This window comes from Kiloniella sp. (assembly GCF_048259265.1).
Taxonomy (GTDB): domain Bacteria; phylum Pseudomonadota; class Alphaproteobacteria; order Kiloniellales; family Kiloniellaceae; genus Kiloniella.
In genome coordinates this window covers 561,196-585,588 of record NZ_JBLXHT010000001.1, presented here as the reverse complement: position 1 = coordinate 585,588, position 24,393 = coordinate 561,196, and the positions used below count along the sequence as shown (strand labels likewise).

The 24,393-nt window shown below is 46.1% G+C and carries 22 protein-coding genes and 1 other RNA gene; 10 read left to right on the top strand and 13 right to left on the bottom strand.

Annotation, left to right across the window (positions count from 1 at the left end; all coding sequences use genetic code 11):
- Positions 1-92: 92 nt before the first annotated feature.
- The 5 genes from ACN0QW_RS02780 to miaA all read right to left on the bottom strand — a co-directional run bounded on the left by ACN0QW_RS02780 (position 93) and on the right by miaA (position 6,021).
- Positions 93-1,130 (bottom strand): rod shape-determining protein, encoded by a 1,038-nt coding sequence (locus ACN0QW_RS02780; RefSeq protein ID WP_417428570.1) that lies wholly within the window; start codon positions 1,128-1,130, stop codon positions 93-95.
- Positions 1,131-1,480: 350 nt separating this feature from the next.
- Complete coding sequence (gene ilvC, locus ACN0QW_RS02775) at positions 1,481-2,500, bottom strand: ketol-acid reductoisomerase (RefSeq protein ID WP_299379290.1); 1,020 nt, start codon at positions 2,498-2,500, stop codon at positions 1,481-1,483.
- A 68-nt stretch (positions 2,501-2,568) separates the two neighbouring features.
- Positions 2,569-3,075, bottom strand: coding sequence for an acetolactate synthase small subunit (gene ilvN, locus ACN0QW_RS02770; RefSeq protein ID WP_299379296.1), 507 nt, complete (start codon positions 3,073-3,075; stop codon positions 2,569-2,571).
- Between the two features lie 97 nt (positions 3,076-3,172).
- On the bottom strand, positions 3,173-4,936 hold the full coding sequence (locus ACN0QW_RS02765) for an acetolactate synthase 3 large subunit (protein WP_417428568.1): 1,764 nt from the start codon (positions 4,934-4,936) through the stop codon (positions 3,173-3,175).
- A 134-nt stretch (positions 4,937-5,070) separates the two neighbouring features.
- The gene (gene miaA / locus ACN0QW_RS02760) at positions 5,071-6,021 is read right to left on the bottom strand and encodes a tRNA (adenosine(37)-N6)-dimethylallyltransferase MiaA (RefSeq protein ID WP_417428566.1); all 951 of its coding nucleotides are present in this window, start codon (positions 6,019-6,021) and stop codon (positions 5,071-5,073) included.
- Between the two features lie 109 nt (positions 6,022-6,130).
- Here miaA and serB point away from each other — a divergent pair, with 109 nt between their 5' ends.
- Positions 6,131-7,024: a phosphoserine phosphatase SerB gene (serB, locus tag ACN0QW_RS02755; RefSeq protein WP_417428564.1), complete on the top strand. Its 894-nt coding sequence runs from the start codon at positions 6,131-6,133 to the stop codon at positions 7,022-7,024.
- 83 nt (positions 7,025-7,107) lie between these two features.
- Here serB and ACN0QW_RS02750 read toward each other — a convergent pair whose 3' ends face one another.
- The 4 genes from ACN0QW_RS02750 to hflK all read right to left on the bottom strand — a co-directional run bounded on the left by ACN0QW_RS02750 (position 7,108) and on the right by hflK (position 11,082).
- Positions 7,108-8,646 (bottom strand): Do family serine endopeptidase, encoded by a 1,539-nt coding sequence (locus ACN0QW_RS02750; RefSeq protein WP_417428562.1) that lies wholly within the window; start codon positions 8,644-8,646, stop codon positions 7,108-7,110.
- A 178-nt stretch (positions 8,647-8,824) separates the two neighbouring features.
- Complete coding sequence (locus ACN0QW_RS02745; protein WP_417428560.1) at positions 8,825-9,013, bottom strand: DUF2065 domain-containing protein; 189 nt, start codon at positions 9,011-9,013, stop codon at positions 8,825-8,827.
- 98 nt (positions 9,014-9,111) lie between these two features.
- Positions 9,112-9,996, bottom strand: coding sequence for a protease modulator HflC (gene hflC, locus ACN0QW_RS02740; protein WP_417428558.1), 885 nt, complete (start codon positions 9,994-9,996; stop codon positions 9,112-9,114).
- Positions 9,997-10,011: 15 nt separating this feature from the next.
- Entirely contained in the window at positions 10,012-11,082 is a 1,071-nt protein-coding gene (gene hflK / locus ACN0QW_RS02735; protein ID WP_299381189.1) for an FtsH protease activity modulator HflK, read from the bottom strand.
- Between the two features lie 254 nt (positions 11,083-11,336).
- Between hflK and apbC the strand changes: the two genes are divergently transcribed.
- Entirely contained in the window at positions 11,337-12,467 is a 1,131-nt protein-coding gene (apbC, locus tag ACN0QW_RS02730; protein ID WP_417428555.1) for an iron-sulfur cluster carrier protein ApbC, read from the top strand.
- Between the two features lie 139 nt (positions 12,468-12,606).
- Positions 12,607-13,422 (top strand): DUF1194 domain-containing protein, encoded by an 816-nt coding sequence (locus ACN0QW_RS02725; protein WP_417428553.1) that lies wholly within the window; start codon positions 12,607-12,609, stop codon positions 13,420-13,422.
- An 11-nt stretch (positions 13,423-13,433) separates the two neighbouring features.
- Here the strand turns inward: ACN0QW_RS02725 and ACN0QW_RS02720 are convergent, their stop codons facing one another.
- Complete coding sequence (locus tag ACN0QW_RS02720; RefSeq protein WP_417428551.1) at positions 13,434-13,943, bottom strand: dihydrofolate reductase; 510 nt, start codon at positions 13,941-13,943, stop codon at positions 13,434-13,436.
- A 202-nt stretch (positions 13,944-14,145) separates the two neighbouring features.
- Here ACN0QW_RS02720 and ACN0QW_RS02715 point away from each other — a divergent pair, with 202 nt between their 5' ends.
- The 5 genes from ACN0QW_RS02715 to ACN0QW_RS02695 all read left to right on the top strand — a co-directional run bounded on the left by ACN0QW_RS02715 (position 14,146) and on the right by ACN0QW_RS02695 (position 20,080).
- Complete coding sequence (locus ACN0QW_RS02715) at positions 14,146-14,829, top strand: GntR family transcriptional regulator (protein WP_299381196.1); 684 nt, start codon at positions 14,146-14,148, stop codon at positions 14,827-14,829.
- A 136-nt stretch (positions 14,830-14,965) separates the two neighbouring features.
- The gene (locus tag ACN0QW_RS02710) at positions 14,966-15,973 is read left to right on the top strand and encodes a proline racemase family protein (RefSeq protein ID WP_417428549.1); all 1,008 of its coding nucleotides are present in this window, start codon (positions 14,966-14,968) and stop codon (positions 15,971-15,973) included.
- A 312-nt stretch (positions 15,974-16,285) separates the two neighbouring features.
- Positions 16,286-17,716, top strand: coding sequence for an aldehyde dehydrogenase family protein (locus tag ACN0QW_RS02705; RefSeq protein ID WP_417428547.1), 1,431 nt, complete (start codon positions 16,286-16,288; stop codon positions 17,714-17,716).
- A gap of 36 nt (positions 17,717-17,752) precedes the next feature.
- Entirely contained in the window at positions 17,753-19,009 is a 1,257-nt protein-coding gene (locus ACN0QW_RS02700; protein ID WP_417428545.1) for an NAD(P)/FAD-dependent oxidoreductase, read from the top strand.
- A gap of 69 nt (positions 19,010-19,078) precedes the next feature.
- Complete coding sequence (locus ACN0QW_RS02695) at positions 19,079-20,080, top strand: 4-hydroxyproline epimerase (protein WP_417428543.1); 1,002 nt, start codon at positions 19,079-19,081, stop codon at positions 20,078-20,080.
- 51 nt (positions 20,081-20,131) lie between these two features.
- Here the strand turns inward: ACN0QW_RS02695 and ACN0QW_RS02690 are convergent, their stop codons facing one another.
- The 3 genes from ACN0QW_RS02690 to ACN0QW_RS02680 form a co-directional block, all read right to left on the bottom strand.
- A complete protein-coding gene (locus ACN0QW_RS02690) occupies positions 20,132-20,704 on the bottom strand; it encodes a rhomboid family intramembrane serine protease (protein ID WP_417428541.1) in 573 nt (190 codons plus the stop codon).
- A gap of 26 nt (positions 20,705-20,730) precedes the next feature.
- Positions 20,731-21,861 (bottom strand): alanine racemase, encoded by a 1,131-nt coding sequence (locus ACN0QW_RS02685; protein WP_417428539.1) that lies wholly within the window; start codon positions 21,859-21,861, stop codon positions 20,731-20,733.
- Between the two features lie 66 nt (positions 21,862-21,927).
- Positions 21,928-22,722, bottom strand: a complete 795-nt coding sequence (locus ACN0QW_RS02680) for a thymidylate synthase (protein WP_417428537.1) — start codon at positions 22,720-22,722, stop codon at positions 21,928-21,930.
- Between the two features lie 462 nt (positions 22,723-23,184).
- Here ACN0QW_RS02680 and ssrA point away from each other — a divergent pair.
- Positions 23,185-23,547: a transfer-messenger RNA gene (gene ssrA / locus ACN0QW_RS02675) on the top strand.
- Positions 23,548-23,652: 105 nt separating this feature from the next.
- Entirely contained in the window at positions 23,653-24,210 is a 558-nt protein-coding gene (locus tag ACN0QW_RS02670; protein WP_417428535.1) for an SspB family protein, read from the top strand.
- Positions 24,211-24,393 lie beyond the last annotated feature (183 nt).

Sequence of the window (24,393 nt, the reverse complement as noted above, 5' to 3'; positions counted from 1 at the left end):
AAACCTTTGAAACTATTCTATATACTATACACTAAAAAGTTAAAAAATAACTTTTAAAATGATGAAAGCATCAAATAGTTTCAAATTTTATTTTAATACATCTGAATGAGAACGTGCTGAAGTGTTTTCCAATCTTCGAGGCAGCGCCCCGTTCCCATAGCAACACAGCTAAGGGGATCGTCTGCAATGGACACAGGCAGACCAGTAGAGGCACGCAGAACATAATCAAGATTACGTAACAATCCGCCGCCACCTGTCAAGACAATGCCCTTATCCACGATATCAGCAGCAAGTTCCGGCGCTGTATGCTCAAGAGCAACCTTAACAGCCTCAACAATGCCACCTACAGGCTCGGCAAGAGACTCAGCAATCTGACGTTCTGAAATGATCAACTCTTTAGGAACGCCGTTCATAAGATCACGGCCTTTGATTTCCATTGTCATGCCTTCGCCATCTTCTGGCGGGCAAGCTGATCCAATTTCCTTTTTGATACGTTCGGCTGATGCTTCACCAACAAGAAGGTTATGGTTACGACGGATATAAGCAATAATAGCTTCATCCATTTTGTCGCCACCAACGCGAACAGATCTTGAATAAACAATTCCGCCGAGAGAGAGAACAGCAACTTCCGTTGTCCCACCACCAATATCAACGACCATAGAACCCGTTGGCTCTGTCACAGGCAATCCAGCACCAATCGCAGCAGCCATTGGCTCTTCGACAAGGTGGACCTCACGAGCACCAGCAGATTCAGCAGATTCCTGAATGGCACGACGCTCAACCGCTGTAGAACCAAAAGGAACACAGACAACAATTCTTGGGCGGGCAAATGAACGGCGGCCATGCACTTTGTGTATAAAGTGCTTAATCATTTCTTCTGCGACATCAAAGTCAGCAATAACACCATCTCGCAATGGTCTAATAGCTTGGATGTTACCTGGTGTACGACCAAGCATTAACTTGGCTTCATCACCAACAGCAAGAACTTGTTTCTTGCCTTTTTTCTCACCAATTGCAACCACTGAAGGTTCGTTGAGGACAATGCCCCGTCCCTTCACATATACCAAGGTGTTGGCGGTACCGAGGTCAATGGCCATATCGGTAGAAAACATGCCAAACAAAGAGACCATGAATTAGCTATCCCTAATTTACAAACGTCATACACAATAATGCGAGGGATACTCTTGCAAAACCTATCTTGCAAGGTACGACCCCGTAATGTTTGGAGAAAGTCACAAAATTCCCCCCGAAACAGAATGTCCCGATGGTCGGGTACAATAACACTTTTCACGTTTTGTGAAAGGTCGAAAATCGCAGTTTAGTTACTCTTTCACGATTTCCTTGTTATCAACCCGTATTTACACCTATTCCCCCACCGACACATCGTGCAGAGAAAGAGCTTTAAAGATGGTTAACAAACGCTATCAAACACAAAAAAAGGCGGGAAAACCCGCCTTTTTCTTTAAAAGAATAAAGAAAATTAGTTCTTTTCTTTATCCACAAGCTTGTTTGCACCAATCCACGGCATCATCGCACGCAGGCGAGAGCCAACTTCCTCGATTGGATGTTCAGCGTTCAAACCGCGTGTGGCTTTCAGCTCTGGCTGGCCTGCTTGGTAGTCCAAAACAAATTTCTGTACAAAACGGCCAGACTGAATGTCAGCAAGAACACGCTTCATTTCAGCTTTCGTTTCGTCAGTGATGATGCGAGGACCAGTTACATAGTCACCAAATTCCGCTGTATTAGAGATGGAATAACGCATGTTCGCCATACCACCTTCGTACATCAAATCCACAATCAGCTTCACTTCGTGCAAGCACTCAAAGTAAGCCATTTCAGGTGCATAACCCGCTTCGGTCAATGTCTCGAAACCAGCTTTAATCAGATCACAAAGACCGCCACAAAGAACAACCTGCTCACCAAAAAGATCAGTTTCACATTCTTCACGGAAAGTTGTTTCGATAACACCAGAACGACCACCACCGATAGCAGAAGCATAAGAAAGCGCGATTTCCTGTGCGTTACCAGAAGCGTTCTGATGAACAGCAATCAAACATGGAACACCGCCGCCTTTGAGGTATTCGCTACGTACAGTGTGCCCCGGACCTTTAGGTGCGATCATGAAAACATCAAGATCAGCACGTGGTTCAATCAGCTTGAAGTGAACATTCAAACCGTGAGCAAAGACGATTGCGGCACCTTCTTTGAGGTTTGCAACAAGATCAGCATTATAAAGAGCTGCCTGATTTTCATCAGGAGTCAGGATCATAACGACATCTGCCCAAGCAGCTGCATCAGCAGGTGCCATAACTTCAAAGCCAGCCGCTTCAGCTTTTGCAACTGAGCTTGAGCTTGGACGAAGTGCTACACGCACATCTTTAACGCCGCTGTCTTTGAGGTTGTTAGCATGGGCATGACCCTGGCTACCGTAACCAACGATTACAACCTTCTTACCTTTAATCAGATTTACATCCGCATCACGGTCATAATAGACACGCATCGCTTATTCCTTCCTTACTGTAGCTATTCATAGCTAAATCAAATAGAAAATCTCGTGGGTTGTATCGCCTAGAGCGCCTTCGCCCCGCGGGAAATGGCTACAACACCTGTCCGACTGACATCAATCAATCCTAAGGGCTGCATTAGATCAACAAAGACATCCAACTTGTCACTTTGCCCGGTCATTTCAAAAACAAAGTGATCATGGCTGGAATCAACAACACGGGCACGGAAAATATCCGCAATCCGCAATGCCTCAACACGCTTTTCACCAGCGCCAGCAACTTTGATCAAAGCAAGCTCTCTTTCAACAGAAGTCCCTTCCTTTGTCAAATCACGGACGCGGTGAACAGGAACAAGACGCCCCAATTGGGCTTTAATTTGCTCCAAAATCTGGGCCGTACCAGATGTTACAACCGTAATTCGTGAGAACCCGTGTGCGACGTCAACTTCAGTCACAGTCAAGCTTTCAATGTTATATCCGCGGCCTGAAAACAGGCCAATAACTCTGGCCAGAACGCCAGGTTCGTTATCAACAAGAACCGCTATCGTGCGGCTTTCAATATTTGTATCCATCGGCGCCATGGGACGCATATCCTACTAATAGTTTTTGTCACAATCTATTCCGCAGAGCTATCATCCAAAGCAATGCGGAAAACGAATCAATCCAGAATTAGACGAGGACCATTCCCTCTTCGGAAATTGGCTTCGCAGCTGAATCTTCAGGACCAAGTAACATTTCGTAATGCGCTGCGCCTGATGGAATCATCGGATAACAATTCTCTTCTTTTGCAACCTGACAATCAAAGATAACCGGCTCGGGCGAATCAATCATCTCTTGAAGCATTTGATCCAAATCTTCCGCTTTTTCACAACGCATCCCTTTCAATCCAAAGGATTCAGCCAGTTTCACGAAATCTGGTAATGCATCAGAATAACTTTCAGAATGTCGGTTACCATGCAGCAGCTGTTGCCACTGACGCACCATGCCCATCCATTGATTATTCACAATAAAAATCTTAACAGGCAGCCTGTACTGAGCAATTGTTCCCAGCTCTTGCATGTTCATCATGAAAGAAGCTTCACCCGAAATATCAATCACCAGATCTTCGCGATGCGCAAGTTGCGCTCCGACTGCAGCTGGAAGGCCATAACCCATTGTGCCCAGACCACCAGACGTCATCCACTTTTTTGGTTCCTCAAAATGGAAATACTGAGCTGCCCACATCTGATGCTGGCCAACTTCTGTCGTAATATATGGCTTACGATCTTTCGTTAGTTCATAGAGACGCTTGATCGCATGTTGAGGCTTGATGATGGGGCCGTCCTGTACATAGCTAAGACAGTCTTTCGCACGCCATTCATCAATACGAGACCACCAGGCCTTTAGAGATTTGGCATCGAGGGAATGTTTCTTTTCTTTCCATATCCGAAGTATCTCTTCCACAACCCGCCCGGCATCACCAACAATTGGAAGATCAACCATGACATTCTTGTTGATAGAGCTGGCATCAATATCGATATGAATTTTTTTGGAATCCGGTGAGAATTCATCAATAACGCCGGTAATACGGTCATCAAACCGTGCACCGACATTGATCATAACATCACAGTTATACATGGCAAGATTAGCTTCGTACGTACCATGCATACCCAACATACCAAGGAACTGTTTGTCTGTTCCCGGATAAGCCCCAAGACCCATCAACGTCGTTGTACAAGGTGCGCCCGTCAAACGAACAAGCTCAGTCAAAACCGTGGATGCAGAAGATCCAGAGTTAATCACGCCGCCACCAACATAAAAAACAGGCCGCTTTGCATTCGCAATAAGTTCGACAGCTTCGTTAATGTGATCAGCTTCACCATTAACTTGCGGACGATAGCTTCTGTGTTTCACGTCTTCCGGCGCTAGATAAGTATCAATCTTCCCTTGTTGAACATCTTTAGGCAGATCAATCACAACTGGGCCGGGGCGTCCGTTCTGCGCAACATAAAAAGCTTCATGCATCGTACGAGACAATGTCTCAATATCACGAACAAGATAGTTATGTTTTGTACAAGGGCGTGTAATACCTGTGGTATCAGCTTCCTGAAACGCATCATTACCAATAAGATGCGTTGGAACCTGCCCAGTAAGGCAAATCAAAGGAATTGAATCCAAAAGAGCATCGGTCAGACCAGTAACAGCATTTGTGGCACCGGGACCAGATGTGACAAGGACGACACCGACTTTACCAGTAGATCGTGCATATCCTTCCGCTGCGTGCACCGCACCACCTTCTTGACGAACGAGAACATGCTTAATGTCGTTCTGTTTGAAGATAGCATCATAAATCGGTAGCACTGCACCGCCAGGATAGCCAAACACGGTGTCCACACCCTGATCTTTCAGGGCTTTGATCACTATTTCCGCGCCGGTAAACTGTTCGGTCGCCATTGGTTTCATTCCTCTCAAACAAACTGGCTTTCAATGATGTGCAATCCTAGCTCCAATGCCTGTAGCAAGAAAAGAAGCAAAAGGCCAAGATTCTCTAGCCTTCTTTTTTGGTTGCGAGCGCGAAAACTAGCCTCTTAGCAAGAAGGGGTCAAGCCGCTTTGGCGAATAAAATTAAAAAAATGACCCTGTAACCTTTCCGAATATTTCTCATTTACGATTTCAGCGTCATTATATTGTGTTCTGATCCACGTCATCTGCCTTTTCCCGTAACGACGGGTATTTTGCTGCGCACGCGAAATTGCGTCCTCCAGACTCATCTTCCCCTGGATATATTCAGCAAGTTCTGGAACGCCCAAGGCCTTCATAATCGGCAAAGAAGAATCAAGAGATAAAGCGAGCAAATTTTCCACTTCTTTTAAGCCGCCTTGATCCAACATGGTCTCAAATCGTTTGTTACAATTATCGTAGAGTTCTTCACGGGGCGGCACCAAAGCAAAACGGATAAAATCATAATCCGGCACTTTCCCCTCTGCTTCTCTTTGCCAATGCAAAAGCGATTTTCCAGTATGGGTGACCACTTCCCACGCTCGCGCTAATCTTTGACTATCACCTGGGTTGAGTTTTTCCCCCATTTCAGGATCGAGCAATGAAAGCTCTGCCTTAAAAGCTTCTCCCCCGATCTGCGCCAACCGCGTCCGCCCTCTTTCACGAATAACATCCGGAATATCAGGAACCTCTGCGATTCCTTTTTCCAGAGCCCGAATATACATCCCCGTCCCACCAACAAGAATGGGCATTTTATCGCGTTTATGGACCTTATCAATTTCCTGAATCGCAAGAGTTCGCCACTGTTCAACCGAACACCTGCTTGAACCGGGAATCGTGCCATATAAATGGTGAGGAACTTTTTCCAAATCCGCCTTATCTGGGCGGGCAGTGATCACATCCAGCTCTTTGTATATTTGCATAGAGTCCGCGTTGATAATTTCACCATCTAGAGCAAGGGCAGCATCTACACCAAGAGCTGATTTCCCACTGGCGGTCGGTCCCGTAATGACAATTACTTTAGGCTTATCGTTGATCACGTCTGACTTCTCTGCTTTAACAAGGTCTATCAGGTTCCTACTATAACCTGATCTGAAGAGCTACAAAAACAAATCAAAACCCACAAATCAGACCCGAGGTTACGTCCCAATGCGTTTTGTTGCCACCCTTGTTGCCCGTCCGAATAGCGCCCTGCTTGATCACGCAACTATTCAGTCAATTTCCACATGCCTCAAAGAACATGGCGCGTCACTGGAAGAACAGGACTGGCTCTCTGACGGAGAAGCATGTGACATCTTCTTCTTTGGCCTCGCAGCCAAAGAAGCCAAGGATCTAATAACACAGGAATTGCTCGGAAGCTCTTTTGACTTTGCTATTCAGGAAACAGTTAACCGACGCAAGAAGCTACTCGTAGCAGATATGGAATCCACCATCATTGCCCAAGAAATGATTGACGAATTGGCCCTTCGTCACGGAATCGGCGACAAGATAGCTAAAATTACCGAACGCTCTATGCACGGAGAGTTAAATTTTGAAGAGTCTCTCAGAGAAAGAGTTGCTCTGCTGAAGGATATTCCCGAGAGCGAACTCACAGAAATTTCCAGTCTTATGAAATTAAACCCCGGTGCAGATACACTGGTCAAAACGATGCGAAAACACGGGGCCTATACGGCACTGGTTTCTGGTGGATTTACCTTTTTCACAGCCCAGATTCGCGATCTCTGCCAGTTCAACGAAGACCGTGCAAACACCCTTAACATCGAAAACGGTAAACTGAACGGTACAGTAACAGAGCCTATTCTGGGAAGAGAAGCAAAACTGGAAGCAACCGAAGATCTTATTCAGAAATTGGGGATCACCCTGAACGATGTTTGTGCTGTCGGCGATGGCGCCAATGACCTCGCAATGCTATCCGCCGTTGGCATGGGGGTCGGCTATCACGCAAAGCCTATCGTACAGGACACTGCGGAATATCAGGTAAAACACACTGATCATCTCGCCCTGCTTTATTACCAAGGCTATAGCAAAGAAGACTTCGCTTAAAAGGCTACTCCCAGCAATTGATTGAAATAAAAAAAGGGCGTCACCGATAAAGAGACGCCCTTTATTAACAAGAATTTCTCTGATTACGAATCAAGCTTGATCGCAACCCAAGAATATTCACCCTGTTTAAAGACAAGTAGAGTAACAACTCTAAAACCAGCGTCTTTGGCTTTACTCACAAGTGATGCCACCTGCCCCGGGTCAGACACTTCTTCTTGATCCACTTCGACAATAACATCCCCAGGACGTAAGCTTTTCTCAGCAGCGCTACTGTTGGGAACCACATCAGTGATCACGACACCATTTACGCTGTCATTCAGCTTAAAGCGCTGTCTGGTCTCGCCATCCAGCTTCCCAAGGTAGAGACCAAGGTCATCAACTTTACTTGTTTTACGCTCATTTTTTTTCTCTGACTGTGAAGGCGCAACCGCGGCAACGACATCATCATCCAACTGACCAAGGTCAACCTGAACGGTTTTACGTTTTCCTTTACGCCACACCACCACATCAACTTCGCGGCCGATTGATGTTTCAGCAACCATTAATGGCAACTTGCGCATTTCAAGAACTTTGCGGCCATTAAATTCGAGAATAACATCGCCCTGCTTGATACCAGCTTTATCAGCAGGCCCCCCCTCGGCAACAGACGCAACCAACGCTCCACTAGCTTCATCCAGACGTAAACCTTCGGCCAATTCTTCCGTCACAGTCTGAATGTGTACCCCAAGCCAACCACGTCTGACTTCACCATGCGATTCAAGCTGTTCAATGATATTTTTTGCCATCGCCGAAGGAATAGAAAAACCAATTCCAACGGACCCGCCTGAGGGTGAATAGATTGCCGAGTTAACACCAATAACTTCGCCATCCATATTAAAGAGTGGCCCACCAGAGTTACCACGGTTGATCGCGGCATCAGTCTGAATGAAGTTATCATAAGGGCCAGAACGAATATCGCGTGAATGGGCAGAAATGATACCAGCAGAAACAGACCCACCAAGACCAAAAGGATTTCCAATAGCTAGAACCCAATCACCAATCCGGGATTTATTGGAATCGCCCCACTTGGTTTCCGGTAAATTGATTTTTGTAGCAACCTTTAACAAAGCCAGGTCAGTTTTTTGATCTGTACCAATAACCTCGGCATCAAGAACGGTTCCGTCCTGTAAACGAACAGCAACTTCGTCGGCCCCATCAATCACATGATGATTGGTTACGATCAGCCCTTCAGAATCAATAATAAACCCAGATCCTTGTGCACCACCGCGACGAGGTTGTTGAGGACCACGGCCCCCTCTTCTTTCGAAGAAGTCACGGAAAAATTCTTCAAAGTTTTCACCCTGAGGAATTTGTTGCTCACCCTCGGCCTGCTCACTTGGCTCAATGGTTTGCGTCGTAATGATATTCACAACCGAAGGCAACAATTCTTCTGCTAGATCAGCAAAGCTATCGGGCGCTGAACGGGCTTTCGCCGCAGCAGCCATAGAAAGCATACCAATAGCAACAGTCACCCCGACAAGCCATTTATGTAAATTCTGGTAACCTTGTGAATTTTGATTGGCGGTTACGGTCTTCGCCACCGCCACAGCGCGGTTACTTGTACGATCCGCTTCTTTTATCATTTACGATTTCTCCAACTATTCTTTCGCATTTAGCGAGTAACGAATACTTATGCTTAAACCAAGTAGATTCAAGCTATGTTACTTCTGACGATGGAGGAGGAAATGGGCGTAATTGTGACTTACGCGTGACATTTCGTCCTTTATTGTCTCATGGTACTCTATGTCAGAAAACACTGACTTAAACCGATCTGATAACCCAGATCAGAAAAACACCGATGACCGCACAGCTAAGCCCACCAGCACGCAATGCACTGGGTGACATTTCGTCCAATAGCTCTAGTAGTTGCCGTAATCGATGAGGGAAAAGTGACAGGAAAATCCCTTCTATAACAAGAACCATCGCCAAAGCCGTCAAAAATTCAGTCATTTTTACATCACTATTTATTCATCAAAAATCTGAATATCTATCACAAAAAAGCGGCGGCATCTTTTAGATACCGCCGCTTTCATAAGTATTAAATCAACTTATTTGGCTGATTTATCTGGTGCATCTACACTAGAGAAGTAATCAAAGAAATCACTATCCGGTGAAATCACCATATAGGTGCCGTTGGTGGCCAACGCCCCTTCATAAGCCTGCATAGAACGATAGAACTTGAAGAACTCCGGGTCCTGCCCATAAGCATCATTTAAGATCTTTGTAAGAGCGGCATCACCCTGACCACGAAGAATTTCAGATTCTTTGTTTGCTTCAGCAGCAAGAACCGTCACCTCACGATCAGCAGTTGCCCGGATCCTCTCCGCAAGTTCAAAGCCTTGCGCACGGTTTTCCGCAGCTTCTCTTTCACGTTCTGTTTTCATACGAGCAAACACAGCCTGACTCGTCTCTGAAGGAAGATCTGCACGGCGAATACGTATATCGAGAACATCGATACCAAAACGGCTAGCCTGTGCATTAACCTGAGCAAGGACTTTAGCCATAAATATTTCACGATCGTCAGAAAGAACAACATTCAAATCTACTGTACCCATTACTTTTAGAAGTTCTGAGATAACCATAGCTTGAAGTCGATCACGTGCCCCGGCTTCAGTACGAACTGTTTTAAAGAACGTAAGAGGGTCAGCAATTCGATATCTGGCAAAGCTGTCCACATTAAGAGGTTTTTTATCTGAAAGGATCATCCGTTTTACCGGAGGATCAAGATTCAGTACGCGTTTTTCATAACGGACAACATCTTCGAGGAAAGGCAGCTTAAAATGAAGTCCAGGTTCCTGGACAGTTCTTTTATGCTGCCCAAATTGTAGGACCATTACCTGCTCTGTAGGATTGATCGTATAAACACTACTGCTAGCCAAGACAGCCAAGACAGCAACGACGATACCCCCAATAAGAGTAATTTTGCTATTCATTGTAATTACCCCTTATCACTGGCTATTTCTACGAAGCTGATCAAGCGGCAAGTAAGGTACAACGCCTTCCTGATCAGATCCAAGAATGACTTTATCTGTTTTCCCAAGCACTTTCTGCATCGTTTCCAGATATATACGACGCTTCGTCACTTCTGGATTTTGCTTGTACTCACGATAAACAGAGAGAAAACGTTCGGCTTCACCAGTCGCTTTGTTTTCAAGGCTTTCTTTGTAAGCTTCGGCAGCCTGGACAACTTTCAGTGCATCACCCCTTGCACGAGGAATAGCATCATTTCTGTACTTTTCGGCCTCGTTACGGGCACGATCTTTATCTTGCAAAGAACGCTGTACGTCATCAAATGCATCGATAACAGCCTGAGGAGGCTGAATATTCTGCAACTGAACCTCTGTGATAAGGACACCTGCCTTATACTGATCCAACAGTTCTTGTAGCAGCGACAAAACCTTTATCTGAATTTCATCACGTCCTGTAGAAACTGCCTGATCAAAAAGAGTCCGCCCAACAATTTCACGTAAAGCCGATTCAGCTGCGATCTTTACCGTAGCTTCCTGATCTCGGATGTTGAATAGAAACTCTCCAGCGTCACGAACTTTCCACTGAACGGTTAAATTCACATCAATAATATTCTGATCACCCGTAAGCATCAGGCTTTCTGCTGCTATTGATTTAACCTGTCGCGAACCACCACTAAACCCAATACTGATTTGGTGAATAGTCGTGACCTCTGGCGTCATCACAGTCTCAATAGGGTACGGCAAATGCCAATGCAAACCAGGTTCAGTTGTTGCTGTCCATTCACCAAAAGTGAGGACAACGCCCTGCTCATTTGGCTGTACACGATAAAAACCGGATGCGATCCATAGAACCAAGACAACGCCAAGAATAAAGGCAAAGCCTTTAACACTGAATCCACCACCACCTGGGATCATTTCTTTAACCCGGTCCTGACTCTTGCGAATCATATCTTCGATATCAGGTGGTCGTTGTCCTCCACCACCACCGCTGCCGCCATTGCCGCCGCCCCAAGGGCCGCCGCCGCCAGAACCTTTATTTTCCCAAGGCATCTATTTTCCCTGTGTTAATTAATTAATAATGCAAACGAATTTGCTTGAAACTGTCACTAAATGCACCTGTTTTTCAAGCCCAGTGCAACAGAAAACTAAATATTTTCCACAGAGGGTGCGTCAATTCCCCCTTATCTTTGTCGTGGACCCCACTATATAATCAAGGCATAACACTTTAATCAACGTGTAAGAGACCAACAAAGAGTACCTGCACATATTGTTCAAGGCGCAAAGAATTCAAGGGGAATTCAGGGATGAGTATGGTTACAGAGCAACAAATTCTCGATATTTTGAGAACAATAGTAGAACCTCAGAGCAAAAAGGATATTGTCAGCCTTGGCATGATTTCCGGCCTCATCATAAAAGAAGGCAATGTCGGGTTTTCCATCGAAGTTGATCCCGCACAAGCTGCAGAAATGGAAACATTACGTAAATCCGCAGAAAAAGCAGTCCATGCCCTTGATGGTGTTTTATCCGTTAGCGCGATTCTTACCGCAGATAATGCCCCCGGCCAAGCCAAGCCCCAAGCATCTTCTCAGCCCCCAAAAGCAGCCTCATCGACACCCTCTCCGGGCCCCGGGAATAAGATCGAGCTTAAAGGCATTAAGAACATCATTGCCGTTGCCAGCGGAAAAGGCGGCGTTGGAAAATCAACAACAGCTATCAACCTTGCCTTATCACTTGCAAAACAAGGGTTAAAAATTGGCCTGATGGATGCGGATATCTACGGTCCATCCCAACCCCGCATGATGGGGATCACCGGGAAACCTTCCTCACCAGATGGGAAAACCCTGTTACCAATGGAAAGACACGGCATTAAATGTATGTCGGTCGGCTTTCTGGTTGCAGAAGACACCCCTATGATCTGGCGCGGGCCTATGGTCCAAAGTGCTTTAACCCAAATGTTACGCGACGTTGTTTGGGGTGAACTGGATCTCCTGATTGTCGATATGCCACCTGGGACAGGTGATGCACAATTGACCATGGCACAACAGGTCCCACTCAACGGTGCCGTCATTGTCTCAACCCCGCAAGACATCGCCCTGCTCGACGCACGTAAGGGCCTGAACATGTTCCGCAAAGTCGATGTACCTGTTCTTGGTATCATTGAAAATATGAGCGTATACATCTGCCCAGAGTGTGGTCATGAAGCCCACATCTTTGGAGAACACGGTGCCCGTGCCGAAGCTGAAAAAATGGAAACGCCTTTCCTTGGTGAAATGCCATTGCATATCGATATCAGAATGACATCCGACGAAGGCGAACCCATTGTGATTTCTTCGCCAGATGGTGAACATGCCAAACGTTATGCCTCTATCGCTGACAAAGTCTGGTCTAGCCTAGCCAGGTCAGAACGTAAAGCACCTTCGATCTCGATGGAATAATCTCGTTTCTCTCAACAAAAATATTTATTCCAGCAAAAAGCCTCGTGGATTTTTCACGGGGCTTTTTTTCATACCGTTATGAGAATTTAATTTTTTATGAGAGGATTCATATCTGATCAGATTGTCTGTGGAGCATTCCATGCTGTGGGTTATACCGAGGGTCATAATAAAAAATTTCAAAAGCCTTCGCGGCATCATTTCCCGATTGATGCAGGGATTGCTTTTGGGAAGCTATTTTTGCATTACCTCCGCCTATGGAGCCGATTATGGGACCGGGCAAGAACCTGTCGACTTGGAACTCGTCTTGGCGGTAGATGTTTCTTCGAGTGTTGATGAGTACGAAGCTAACCTCCAACGCAGAGGTTATATCGAAGCCTTAAAAGATCCCGAAGTTATTGATAGCATTCGATCTGGCCCTTTGGGCCGTATTGCGTTGACCTATATTGAATGGGCAGGCGAACAACATCAAATCAAAGTCGTTGAGTGGGCCATTCTTGATGACCTAGAAAGCGCAAATATCTTTTCGGACAAACTCACTCATAGCCCGATCAGCTCAGCCCCCTCAACATCCATTAGCAGAATGATTGATGTTGCCAGCTTTGAAATTGAGAACAATAACTTCATAGCCCCCAGATTGGTCATTGATATTTCCGGGGATGGACCAAATAGTGATGGGCGACATGTTCAGCTGGCCAGAAACGATGCCATTAAACGGGGTATAACCATTAATGGATTGCCCGTCTTGTCCTTTCGCCCTAACCCGAACGGCTTCGGCGCCCCCTCTGCATGGCTCGGCGACTATTATCTAAAAAATGTTATTGGCGGCGAAAACGCATTCCTGATTGAAGTTCTGGGCTTTGAAGCTTTCAGTGACATACTAAAAGAAAAACTCAAACGTGAAATTAGGGGAACATCAGAAATTGCTTTGACCATCCCGAACACGCAACAAAACTGAGCCTATTAACGTCACGATGCAATTCTATTTAAAATGACAAAAGCATATCCGGGTACACTTCCATCAGGCACATGTATCTCACGCGAACTCTCGGACCATTCCTGAGCTTTGGTTTCAGGAAAGAAAGCATCGGCTTCGGGTTCAAGATCAACTTCGGTAATGTAAAGTCGATCCGCTAAATCTATGGCTTGGCTATAGATTTGCGCGCCACCAATAACCATAAGCTCGTCCCCGCCCTGACGTTTAACTTCTTCGCGCGCCAAATCCAGTGCTTCTTCCAAACTTTTGCTTAGGTAAACACCTTCTGCAGCAAAGTTCCCGTCACGGGTGATCACAATATTAAGGCGACCCGGCAAAGGCCGGCCAATGGATTGAAATGTTTTACGCCCCATAACGACAGGCTTGCCCAGCGTCTGCGCTTTGAAAAACTTCAAATCACCCGGGATGTGCCAAGGCATAACGTTATCTTTCCCGATTGCTCGGTTTTTCCCATGGGCCACAATCAAGGAAATAGTCGTCATTAATTTACTCTTTTCCATCACGCATAACTACAAGATACCCAAAATCATGATAAGACGATCATGTCTCTTAAGCTCGATTTCAGATTTATCTATGAAAGCTGCTGGTCAAAGGAGGATAAAATATCCTATTATGCCGCCCAGCCATCATTGGCAATGAAGGCATCATAATTAAGCAAATATAAAAACGGAAGCCCAAAACCGAATGCCCGATACCAATAATAAATCTGGCGGCTTTAAACGCCAAACAATCACCGAAGCGGTGGCCGAAGCTCTTAGAGAGGAAATACTTTCCGGACAGCAAAAAGAAGGTGCCCAATTAAGACAGGACGCCATTGCTTCACGCTTTAATGTCAGCAGAATTCCTGTTCGTGAAGCCTTGAGACAGCTGGAGGCAGAAGGTCTGGTTACCTTTTACGCCCACAAAGGTGCCGTTGTCTCGGCTCTATCCCGTGACGAAATCCGCGAACTTTTTGATGTCCGACGCTTACTTGAAGGCGACTTGATCTCTCGTGCAATCCCCAGAATGCCACCAGAACTTATTCAGGACGCAGAAAACATCCTCAACCGGTATGATGTCGCCCTTGAAAATGGTGAAATATCTCTCTGGGGAGAGCTAAACGCAGAATTCCACCACATTCTCTACATCGCCGCAGAACGCCCCAAAACTTTGGCAATTGTTCAAAATTTGCACAATAATATTGATCGCTACTTGCGGATTCAGCTGCACAGTGCTGGCGCACGCGCAAAAGCACGAGATGATCACTGGGATTTACTCAAATTCTGTAAAGCAGGTGACGTAGCATCTGCAACAGACCTACTTGATCGTCATATAGAAGCAGGGTGTGAGAATCTGATCGAATTTTTGGATGAACAATCAGTTGGTTAAGCCTTCTCTTACCGAACGAGTAAGGCCATAATCAAACATTAGGTTAACAGAAAAAAGCAGCTTTATTATTTGCTGCTTTTTTCTTGGCCCTGTATTATTGTATAAAATATTCAAAATTATTAATTCGAGAAAGACTATGACAGGCATCAAAATTAAAACAGTAGAAATGCATACTGGCGGGGAACCACTTCGTATTATCACCGATGGATACCCAACGATCAAAGGGGCCAGCATTCTCGAAAAACGTCGTTATGTCCGAGAAAACCTCGATCATCTGAGGCATCTCCTTATGTTTGAGCCACGCGGCCATTATGACATGTATGGCGCTCTTCTTGTTGAGCCATCACATCCCGAGGCTGATCTTGGCGTTCTTTTTCTGCACAACGAAGGTTACAGCACAATGTGTGGGCATGCGGTCATTGCGCTTGGACGGTATGCAGTTGATCAGGGCATCGTCAAAGCCGTAGAGCCGACAACAACAGTTAAAATTGAATGCCCCTGTGGTCTGGTTGTTGCCGATATCGATGTAAAGGATGGAAAAAGTGGCGCTGTTTCCTTTCTGTCTGTTCCTGCATTTGCCTTCCAGACAAACCTGAGTATTAACATTCCTGACTACGGCACTGTTAACTATGACATTGGATATGGTGGTGCCTTTTACGCCTTGGCTTCTACTAAACAACTGGGCCTAGATGTGCATAAATCATCAACACGTGATTTAGTTCAAGCCGCAGACGCCATTAGTACCGCAGTAAAGGCATCAGTGACCTTATCTCACCCGAAATCTGAAGATCTTGCGTTTCTTTACGGAACAATTTTAACAGATGGCGAAGAAGTCTTTTCATCAAAACCAACAGCAAATATCTGTGTCTTTGCAGACAAACAGGTCGATCGCAGTCCAACCGGTTCTGGTGTTACCGCCCGTATAGCCGTTCAAGTTGCCAAAGGACAGATCAACTCGGGTCAAACACGTCAATTTGAAAGCGTCACCAAGAGTATATTCAACGCAACAGCAGAAGACATCTTTAACTACGGCCCTCATCAAGCAGTTCGGGTTCGCGTCAAAGGTAAAGCAAATTACACTGGTGAATCCATTTTCACCATGGAAGACGATGATGTGATCGGTAAAGGATTTCTCTTAAAGTAGTTTAAATTCAACAAGATATATAGTTCCACCCATTAAATCTTCAACTTACATTAAAATATTGTATACAATATCCAATGAATACATATAATATCCGAAATGATTAACCAGATTTGACAAAAAACTCAGAAGTCTATCGTCTTTTCCGTCAAAACGACTGAACAAAAAAAAGACGATTACAAAGATTTCAAAACAGTCAGCCAGAACCCGAAAACATCGGGTTAATGATTAAAAATGATCGCCAGTCATCGAGATCCAATACAAAGGATCAAACGAATAGATGATGGTCCTGCCCAACCTAAGGGAGTAGAAATTTTGAAACAGAATTACATTAACGGTCAATATGTCGATGGCTCGACAGCCCGTGATAACATCAACCCATCAAACACATCAGAAATCGTTGGTGTTTACACCCAAGCCGATGCGGCACAAACCCGCGACGCAATTGATGTTGCCGATCTTGCGGCAAAAAGCTGGTCACAGTCGACACCACAACAACGCTTTGATGTGCTGGATGCAATCGGCACAGAACTCCTTGCGAGGAAAGCAGAGCTAGGTGAGCTGCTTTCGCGCGAAGAAGGAAAGACCCTTGCAGAAGGTATTGGTGAAACGGCACGTGCAGGCCAGATTTTCAAATTCTTTGCGGGCGAAACACTTCGTCTAAAAGGCGACAAACTTGCCTCTGTCCGTCCCGGTGTCGAAGTAGAAGTAAGCAGGGAAGCATTGGGCGTTGTTGGTATTATTACCCCTTGGAACTTCCCGATTGCCATTCCGGCTTGGAAAATCGCACCGGCAATTTGTTATGGCAACGCTATCGTCTTCAAACCTGCCGATCTTGTTCCAGGATGCGGTTGGGCTTTGGCTGATATTATCTCACGCTCTGGCCTGCCCGAGGGTGTCTTTAACCTTGTCATGGGTCGCGGTTCCGTTGTTGGTGAAGAAATTTTGACCAACCCTAAAGTAAATGGGGTCAGCTTCACCGGATCAGTCGCAACTGGTCGTCATGTCGCCGCCACCTGTGCCGGACGCATGGCTAAATTCCAGCTTGAAATGGGGGGCAAAAACCCGCTCGTAGTTCTTGATGACGCCAATCTTGATATAGCGGTCGAGACTGCTGTTCAGGGGGCCTATTTCTCAACCGGTCAACGTTGCACAGCATCTTCACGCCTAATCGTAACAGAAGGTGTGCACGATGAATTCGTCGCAAAAGTAATCACTCGGCTTGAACAACTCAAAATCGACAATGCGTTGTCTGATGGTGTGCACATCGGCCCGGTTGTTGATGAAAGCCAGCTAAAACAAGATATGGATTACATCCGTATCGGCCAGGACGAAGGGGCAAAACTTGCTTATGGTGGCGAACTTCTGGAACGTGCGACCAAAGGCTTCTACCTGTCTCCGGCGCTCTTTACCGAGACAGCTAATTCAATGCGCATCAATCGTGAAGAAGTTTTTGGACCTGTTGCTTCTGTCATCCGTGTTGCCGACTATGATCAGGCCCTCGCCGTTGCCAATGACACCGAGTTCGGCTTGTCATCCGGTATCTGCACTACGTCCTTGAAATACGCATCCGATTTCAAACGCAATGCCAAGGCAGGTATGGCAATGGTGAACTTGCCGACAGCAGGCGTTGATTACCATGTCCCATTTGGCGGCACCAAAGGATCAAGCTATGGCAGCAGAGAACAGGGCAGTTATGCTGCTGAATTCTTCACAACAGTAAAAACTGCCTATACGCTGCCATAAGGTAACGCAACACGACTCAGCCTTTGGAGATTATGGATGAGCGCAGGAACGAAAAAAAATATACTCGTTGTTGGATCAGGCATCATTGGTCTTTGCAGTGCGAGCTATCTTTTAAAAGATGGCCACGCTGTCACCCTTGTAGAACGTGATCCACTTGGCGATAGCGCATCGTGTGGTAATGCTGGTGCGATTGCTGCGACGGAAATTGTTCCCTTTGCTCTTCCCGGACTTTGGAAAGATGTGCCCGGCTGGTTACTGGACCCCTTGGGGCCTTTATCCCTTCGCCTGACATATCTACCAAAGTTCCTCCCTTGGCTGTATCTGTTCCTCAAATCCAGTAGCCATCAACAGGTAGAAAAAACTACTTCTGCGATGAGTGCCTATCTGAAGACAGCTTTTGATGACTACGCCCCCCTTCTTGGTGAAGCGGGTTTACAATCGCTTTTGAAAACAGAAGGGTCATTGACCGTTTATAAAAGCGAAAAGGGCAGAGAAAAAGATGCTTATTACTGGGATTTGATCCGCCGAAACGATATTGAGGCGCGTCATGTTTCACGATCGGAAATCCTGGAACACGAGCCTCAATTAGGTGAGTTAGCAAAATGCGGTGTTTACACACCAAGATGGGGACACTTTGCCAATCCCGCTGATTTAGTCAAAGGCCTCGCAGAACAGTTTACCCGTAATGGCGGTACCTACATCACAGATGAAATTGAACAGATTGAGCATCAGGATAATCAACCCTCGTCTGCGATAACCAAAGGCGGACAAAATATCACGTTTGATCAGTTGGTTATCTGTGCTGGTGCCTGGTCAGCACGTCTGGCAAAAAAACTTGGCGATCACTTTCCGCTGGATACCGAACGTGGATACAATACAACACTGCCAACACCCGGTGTTGATCTTAACAATATGGTTCTCTTTGCAGAGGACAAATTTGTCGCCACACCTATGAGCGTCGGCCTGCGTATCGGTGGGGCCGTTGAATTTGCCGGGATAGACGCAGATCCCAATTACAAACGATGCGACACACTCCTGACACTCGCAAAAAACTACATGCCAAACCTGAATGGGGCTGGAGGCACAAAATGGATGGGTCGCCGCCCGTCAACACCTGACAGCGTTCCCGTCATTAGCCAGTCAAGCCAGCATTCAAATGTCCACTATGCCTTTGGTCATGGTCATTTGGGAATCACTGGTGGCGCGGTAACGGGGCGAACAATTGCTGATATGGTTTCCGGTCGGCCAACTGATTTTGACCTTAAGCCATTTAGAATTGACCGCTTCAACTAATTCATCTCAACTTTATACATAATAACAAAGCCCCAGTTAGGCAGAAAGCCTTCATAAGGATAGACACACGTGGCAAACCATACTTTTTTCTGTGTTGATGCACATACTTGCGGAAACCCGGTCCGGGTTGTTGCAGGCGGCAGCCCTCTTCTTCAAGGAAATTCCATGCTGGAACGGCGTGCACATTTCCTTGCTGAATACGACTGGATCAGAACAGGATTAATGTTTGAGCCCCGCGGACACGACATCATGTCCGGCAGCATTCTTTACCCGCCAACCCGTGAAGATTGTGATATCGGTATCCTGTTCATTGAAACCAGTGGCTGCTTGCCCATGTGCGGCCATGGTACTATTGGCACCGTCACCATCATGATCGAACGTGGTCTGGTTACCCCAAGAGAAGAAGGCGTTTTGCGTCTGGATACACCAGCTGGCTTGGTAATCGCTGAGTATAAAAAGAACGGCGACTACGTTGATTCTGTGCGTATTCGCAATGTTGCTTCTTTCCTCCACTCAACCAACCTCAATGTTGATGTGCCAAACTTTGGTAATCTGAAATTTGATGTCGCCTACGGCGGTAATTTTTACGCTATCATTGAGGAACAAGAAAACTACCAGGATCTGAGCGATATCACGCCGGGGGATATCCAGCGTTTAAGCCCCATGATCCGTAACCTGATCAATGAAAAGTACGACTTTGTTCACCCGGAAGATGATCGAATTCGCGGCTGTTCGCATTTACAGTGGACAGGTACACCAGTACATCCGGACGCCAACGCCCGAAATGCCGTATTTTATGGTGACAAAGGCATTGATCGTTCCCCCTGTGGTACGGGAACCTCTGCCCGTATGGCACAGTTAGCAGCCCGCGGAAAACTCGACATCGGGGATGATTTTGTGCACGAGAGTATCATCGGTAGCCTGTTCAAAGGCCGCGTTGAAGATAGAACAAAAGTGGGTGACTACGATGCCATTATTCCATCCATAGAGGGCTGGGCACGCATCCACGGCCTAAACAATATCTTCATTGATGATCGCGACCCCTATGCAAAAGGCTTCTTACTGACATAATCCCTCTACACGTGCCTGCAGCTACCGAAGAAACTACTCAGAGATATTTTATTAAGAATATCTGGGTGGTTTTTGGGTGCGATAGGAAATGTAGGCAATCAATCCACCGGATAAGAAACCAAACAGATGTGCTTCAAACGAGACGCCTCTCATTGGGATAAAAAGTCCAGAGATTAATCCACTGTATAGCGCAAGAACAAATACCGCGATGATGATTGATCGAAAATCGCGACGCCACCAGGCAGATCCCAATAGATACCCAAGCAATCCATAGACAATACCGCTAGACCCGATATGAAGCGCTTCTCGGCCAAAGCACCACACCAAACCACCGGAAAAGAGAATAAGGGCCAGACAAATTGAACGAAACTGCCCTCGCCGTCCACCCCGGGTTTCAAGTGACACCAAACAGCCTAAAATCAAAAGAGGGACTGAATTCGATATCAGATGAACGTAACCCGCATGCAGAAAGGGCGAAACCAAAATACCCGGAAGTGCCCCTATATTCCTTGGCACAAGACCATATTGATAAAGGCCGCCGGACAGCATCCAGTTCAAGGCAAAAACAGCCCAAAGACTGCCAACAAAAACAAAGACATCTCGGAAACGATTCAGAAAACTCATGTCGGCCTCATAAAACTTTTATGCTGTTACCAACGATTAACCCGCTCCCATTTCCCCAAAAGCTCCCCTTCCGCGTTATGCACTTCATAGTGAGAAAACCCCGCACAGGTCATACAGGTGTGGATTGGCAAGATCCGAAGACGGCTTCCTACCGGGAATTTCTCGTAGGGAAGGTCACCGGAAATTGATGCAATAAGGCCGTGTTCCTGATGGACAGATTCGACGTATAACTCTTCGATTACTTCGCCATCCAATCCACATACAAGGCCATAACCTGTATGCGAAGAGAATTCGCTGGCACTTACATCTTTCGACAAAGCCAAGCCACCAGCGTCTATAAGAAGACGTTTTGCTGTTTTATTGTGTCCGATTACTGAGGCAAGAACCGTTGCCGCGATCTCGTTTTGTTTACAGGCACCGATAAACATCTGATCAACATCACCAAACATATAAACGCCCGGCCTGATTTCTGTAAGACCTTCGTAGCTTTTTGCAAAAACGGCTGTCGGCGTTGAACCAGCACTGACGACAGAACAGGAAAAACTTGCCTTCAAAAGTCGCGCAGAAGCACTAACAACGGCCTCCCGCTCCTGTTCTGCTATCTCGGCGATCTCTTCTGGTGTAGAGACGTGATAGGAATGGCCAGCATGGGTCATAACCCCTTCCAAACTCAGGCACTGTGATCCCGTAATAGCCTCGGCCAAACTCAAAAGCTCCTGAGAACCAGCAAGAACCCCGCCGCGTCGCCCGCCACTATCGACCTCAATCAACACAGGAAAGGTTGTCCCAAGTCTTTTCGCCTCATGATCCAACAAGGAAATGGCATCGGGATTATCGGTGATCAAAGTCAATTTAACACCTTTATCCTGTACCCTCTGCGCTTGGGATAACTTCGATGGAACAATCCCCACGGCATAGAGGATATCTGTGACACCTCCGTTAGCAAAGAAGTCAGCTTCCGCCAGAGTAGAAACCGTAATACCAGCAAAGCCGTCTTTTGTTGCACAGTGATAAGCCTCTAAAGCTTTCGCCGTTTTCATATGTGGGCGTAGCTTGACCCCAGCCTCTTGGGCGCGTTCTTGCATCACGCGGCAGCTTTCTTCAAATACATCTTTATCAAGTAAAAGCGCCGGCGTTGTCAGGGTATCGAAAGGCATTATAGTTTCTCGCAAACGATATTATTGTTGAAATATACTCGAACCGATTAGAACGCTGTTTTAGAATCAAACAGATACTTTACCAGCGATATGCGGGTGCGCTTCGTAGTCCAAGATATCAAAGTCATCAAACGTATAATCAAAGATACTGTCGGGCTTTTTGTTGATCCGCAGGCTTGGTAATTTGAGTGGTTCACGTTGTAATTGGGTTTTCACCTGCTCAAAGTGATTGGAATAGATATGGGCATCACCAAAGGTATGGACAAAGTCACCCGGCTCCAAATCTGCTTGCTGCGCGATCATATAAGTCAGAAGCGCATAGGACGCGATATTAAAGGGAACACCAAGGAAGATATCCGCGGATCGTTGATAAAGCTGACAAGAAAGACGACCGTCGGCAACATAGAACTGAAACAGACTATGGCACGGTGGTAAGGCCATATTATCCACTTCCGCCACATTCCAGGCAGAAACAATATGCCGCCGGGAATCAGGATTATTCTTGATTTGCGCCATCAAGTTGGTGATCTGATCCACAGTTGTGCCATCAGGCGTTGGCCATGAACGCCATTGATGCCCATAGACGGGACCAAGGTCACCATTTTCATCAGCCCATTCATCCCAGATCCGAACCCCATTTTCCTTAAGGTATTTAATATTCGTATCCCCGGATAAGAACCAAAGCAGTTCGTGAACGACAGATTTAAGGTGAAGCTTCTTTGTCGTCATCAAGGGGAACCCCTGAGAAAGATCAAACCGGATCTGACGTCCAAAAACGCTCCTTGTTCCTGTACCTGTCCGATCTCCTTTATCCGTTCCGTTCTCTAGGACATCTTTCATGAGATCGAGATACTGACGCATTAATTTTCCTTCAAAAGCTAAAGTAGGCAAAAAGTTAGGATGGGAAGAATCCGAAAATCTGAATGAGGGATCATATCACGTGTCCGAATTTAGTCATCACCTGTGAAGATATCCCTTTACAAAAAGATTAACCACTCAGTGCTTCCCTCATGTGATAGCTTATCACGCCCTAAATTCTGCACAGTTGCACCTAAAGTTATTCCGTTCCCACCAAACATAAATGCACGCATAAACAGTAAGCTTCTCTCTCCAGATTAGAACATGATGGCAATTTGATAAATAACACGCGTATCTTCACTCTTTTCCAAAACACAGAGCAGCGAGATCAGAACGAAACACCTTGTTGAGCAATATTCTTTACCAATAATCAACATCACCAACGGTGATTTTCCTCCCCCAAAAGCACCGAGATCTAATAAATCAGCCCTTTGTAGATAAGAAAAATACCCTTTTTGGACATATACCCTTGTGAAGTCCTACACATAGTCATTATATTCAAGGGGTCGGCTTCGGCCGTCTATGGTGCTAAACGGGCTTATGGAATAAGCGTTGTGGACCCGGGGGCGGTACCCGGCGCCTCCACCATTCCTTACATTCTTATGAATGTGAATTATGGGGGCGAAATAGGATCGACACGCGTGGTAAAGATTTGTTCGGTGCCCGGCATGGTTCCGCCGTTATCGGGCCGTTTTGAGTAATTGCAAATGACAATTCTCGTGGGGTAGCTCTCGCTGCTTAATTGCAGTCTGAGCAACCGCTTTTAAGTCCTAGGCTTTCACAAGCTTAGGCGGGGTTCGGGGGCACCTGGCAACAGAAGCTCCCACTTTTCATTTCTGGACTCTGGCTTTGTGTTAGAGTAGCAGGTAGAGGTATAGAATTAATCAGAGCGATAAAACGTTCAGATAAGCAGCGGCCGGGTAATATAGAAGTATGTCGGGAAACAACGAGATTTCAGAAAGCGAACTTCGCTACGACCATATGGTCGAAAAAGCTCTCTTGAACGTGGTTCGAGAATCTCTCGAATATGCTGCAGAACACGGTCTGCCCGGCGACCATCATTTTTACATCACCTTTAAAACGGCTCAGGAAGATGTCAGTATCCCTGATCATCTGAAAGCACGTTACCCCGGCGAAATGACCATCATCCTTCAATACCAATTCTGGGATCTTGAAGTTGGCAAAGATGGTTTCAGTGTAACGCTCAGTTTCTCGGATGTTCCAGAACGTATGAGTATTCCCTATTCGGCTATTGTTGCCTTCGCAGACCCATCTGTACGGTTTGGTCTGCAGTTCGATATCACAAATGGCGACAACGAAGATCTGGAAGAAGAGCTCGAAGATCTTCTGGAAGACTTTGAAGAAGACGGCTTTGAAAACAGTGATACTGCTGCCAATGCAGATGCAAGCCCGGAAGAGCAGAAGATCAAAGAAAAGCAGAGTGAATCTGGTGATAACATTGTCACACTAGATACCTTCAGAAAGAAGTAATCTCGGGTAGTTAAACCTAACCACGCACGGTATTTCCAATACTTAACCACCAGATTAAAGTCGTACAATAATGGCTGGGGCATCAAATTTCTGCCCCAGTAACAACTCTTGTGCTCCTATTTTCTAACTGAACCCTATAGCCTTTAGGTTCCCTAAGCCAATCCGTCGCAGCATAACACTTTG